The organism is Streptosporangium sp. NPDC002607 (assembly GCF_053592655.1).
In genome coordinates, this window is sequence record NZ_JBSFWD010000145.1 from 1 (window position 1) to 3,048 (window position 3,048).

Consider the following 3,048-nt stretch of genomic DNA (forward strand, 5'->3'; position numbering starts at 1 on the left):
GCTGGCCGAGCTGCATGTGCACGGGGTAGCGCTCGACTGGCGTGCGGTGTTGCCGGGTGGGCGGCGGGTGGAGCTGCCGACCTACGCCTTCCAGCACCACTGGTACTGGCCCCAGGGCGTCGGTGACCGCGCGGGGAACGTGGCGGCGGCGGGTCTGGCGGCTGCGGGGCATCCGCTGCTGGGTGCGGCGGTGGGGCTGGCCGGTTCCGATGGGGTGTTGCTGACCGGCCGGTTGTCGCTGCGGTCGCATCCGTGGCTGGCCGATCACGCGGTGATGGGTTCGGTGGTGGTGCCGGGCACGGCGTTCCTGGAGTTGGCGATCCGGGCGGGTGATCAGGTCGGTTTTGATGTGGTGGAGGAGCTGACGCTGGATGCGCCGTTGGTGCTGGGTGAGCGGGACGCGGTGGCGGTGCAGGTGTGGGTGGCCACCGCCGCGGAGTCGGGTCGTCGTGGTGTGAGCATCTACGCGCGGCTGGCGGAGGCGGCTGAGGATGAGCCGTGGGTGGAGCACGCCACCGGTGTGCTGACGGCCGGAGGCCGCGCCGCTGCGCCGTTCGAGACGGTGGTGTGGCCGCCGCGTGGGGTGTCGGCGATCGAGCTGGATGGGTTGTACGAGCGGCTGGCCTGGGACGGGCTGAGCTATGGGCCGGTGTTCCAGGGGTTGCGGGCTGCTTGGCGGGGTGAGGGTGGTGAGGTGTTCGCGGAGATCGCACTGCCTGGGCAGGTGGAGTCGAGCGCGGGTTCGTTCGGGTTGCATCCGGCGCTGTTGGATGCGGCGTTGCACGCGGTGCCGTTCGCCGGGCTGGATGATTCCGAGGGGGGGTGGTTGCCGTTCTCTTGGAGCGGAGTGTGCCTGCACGCCAGTGGCGCCTCGCTGCTGCGAGTGCGGCTGGCCAAGACGGGCGACGATTCGGTTTCGGTGAGCGCGGTGGACGCCACTGGGGAGCCGGTGCTGTCGGCACGTTCACTGGTGCTGCGGCCGGTCTCCGCCGATCAGCTCGCGGTCGCCTCCGGCGGTCGAGGGACGGGGCGGGACCCGCTGTTCGAGGTGGAGTGGTCGCCGCTGACGGAGCTTTCGACGGCCGATGCGGTGCCGGTGGCGGTGCTCGGTCTCGACCTCCTAGGGGTCGCCGCCGCCTGGGAGACGGTCGGTCAACCGGCTCAGGTTCACGCGGATCTGTCGGTCCTGGCAGATCCGGTACCCAGCGTGATAATGGCCGAGGCGATCTCGGACCCGGCGTGCGGAGTGGTGGAGTCGGCGCATGAGCTGGCCGCCCGGGTGCTGGATCTGGTGCAGCGATGGCTGGCCGACGACCGGTTCGTCGACTCCCGTTTGGTGATTCTCACCAGTGGTGCGATTGAGGCGCGGGAAGAGGACACGGTCACTGATCTGCCGGCGGCCGGGGTGTGGGGTCTGGTGCGCAGTGCGCAGTTGGAGAACCCGGGCCGGTTCGTGCTGGTGGACGTGGACGGGCGGGAGTCTTCGCTGTCGGCGCTGCCGGAGGTGTTGGCCTGGGTGCTGGCGTCGGGTGAGCCGCAGGCGGTGGTGCGCGGGGGTGAGGTACTGGTGCCGCGTCTGGCGGGCTCCAAGGTTGCCGACGTGGCGGGCCGGGTCTGGGATCCGGAGGGGACGGTGTTGATCACTGGTGGTACCGGTGGTCTGGGTGGGTTGTTCGCGCGGCATGTGGTGGCCGAGCGTGGGGTGCGGCGTCTGTTGCTGACCAGCCGTCGGGGTCTGGATGCTCCGGGTGCGGTGGAGTTGCGGGCGGAGTTGATCGCGCATGGGGTCGAGGTCGAGATCGTCGCCTGTGATGTGGCCGATCGGGGCCAGGTGGCGGCGTTGCTGGCCGGGGTGGATGCCGAGCATCCGCTGACGGCGGTGATTCATACCGCGGGTGTGCTGGACGACGGGACGATTCCGTCGTTGACGGCGGAGCGGTTGGATGGGGTGTTGCGGCCGAAGGTGGATGCGGCCTGGTATCTGCACGAGCTGACCCGGGGTCTGGATCTGGCCGGCTTCATCGTGTTCTCGTCGGTGGCGGGAACGTTCGGTGGGGCGGGGCAGGGTAACTACGCGGCGGCGAACGCGTTCCTGGACGCGTTGGCGAAGGTGCGGCGGGCTGAGGGGCTGGCGGGGTTGTCGCTGGCGTGGGGTGCCTGGGCACAGGACGCCGGGATGACGGGCACGCTGAGCCAGGCGGATATGCGGCGGATGGCGCGGGCGGGGATGATGCCGTTGTCGCCTGAGCAGGGTTTGGCGTTGTTCGAGGCCGCTGTTGCGGTGGGTCGTGCGGCGGTTGTGGCGGCGCGGTTTGACGTGTCGGCGGTGCGGGCGCAGGGGTGGGTGCCTCATCTGTTGCGTGGGTTGGTGCGTGGGGTTCGCCGGTCGGCGGCGTCGGTGCCGGTGGCGGGGGATGGGGCGCTGGTTCGGCGGTTGGCCGGTCTGGGGCAGGCCGATCGGGTGCGGTTGGTGGTTGAGCTGGTTCGGGGTGAGGTGGCCACGGTGCTGGGGCATGCTTCGCCGCAGTTGGTGGAGGTGCGGCGGGAGTTCCGGGAGTTGGGGTTCGATTCGCTGACCGCGGTGGAGTTGCGTAATCGGTTGAACGGCGCGACGGGGTTGCGGTTGCCGGCGACGTTGGTGTTCGACTATCCGACTCCGGTGGTGCTGGCGGAGTTCCTGCTGGGTGAGTTGCTCGGCGAGCAGGCCGACGTGATCATCCCCACGTCCGTCGTGCCTGCGGCGGACGATCCGATCGTGATCGTGGGCATGGCGTGCCGCTATCCGGGTGGGGTGGCCTCTCCGGAGGACCTGTGGCGACTGGTGGCCGAGGGCGGTGATGGGATCGGCGAGTTCCCGACGTCCCGGGGTTGGGATCTCGACGGGTTGTACAGCCCGGATCGGGAGAATCGCGGGACCAGCTATGTGTGTGAGGGTGGTTTCCTGCACGAGGCTGGGGAGTTCGATCCGGGGTTCTTCGGGATCTCGCCGCGTGAGGCTTTGGCGATGGATCCGCAGCAGCGGTTGCTGCTGGAGACGTCGTGGGAGGC

The 3,048-nt window shown here is 69.8% G+C and carries 1 protein-coding gene; it reads left to right on the forward strand.

Annotated elements, in window-relative coordinates:
• On the forward strand, positions 1 to 3,048 hold a 3,048-nt coding region (locus ACWD3H_RS47490), incomplete at both ends, for an SDR family NAD(P)-dependent oxidoreductase (RefSeq protein ID WP_451959776.1).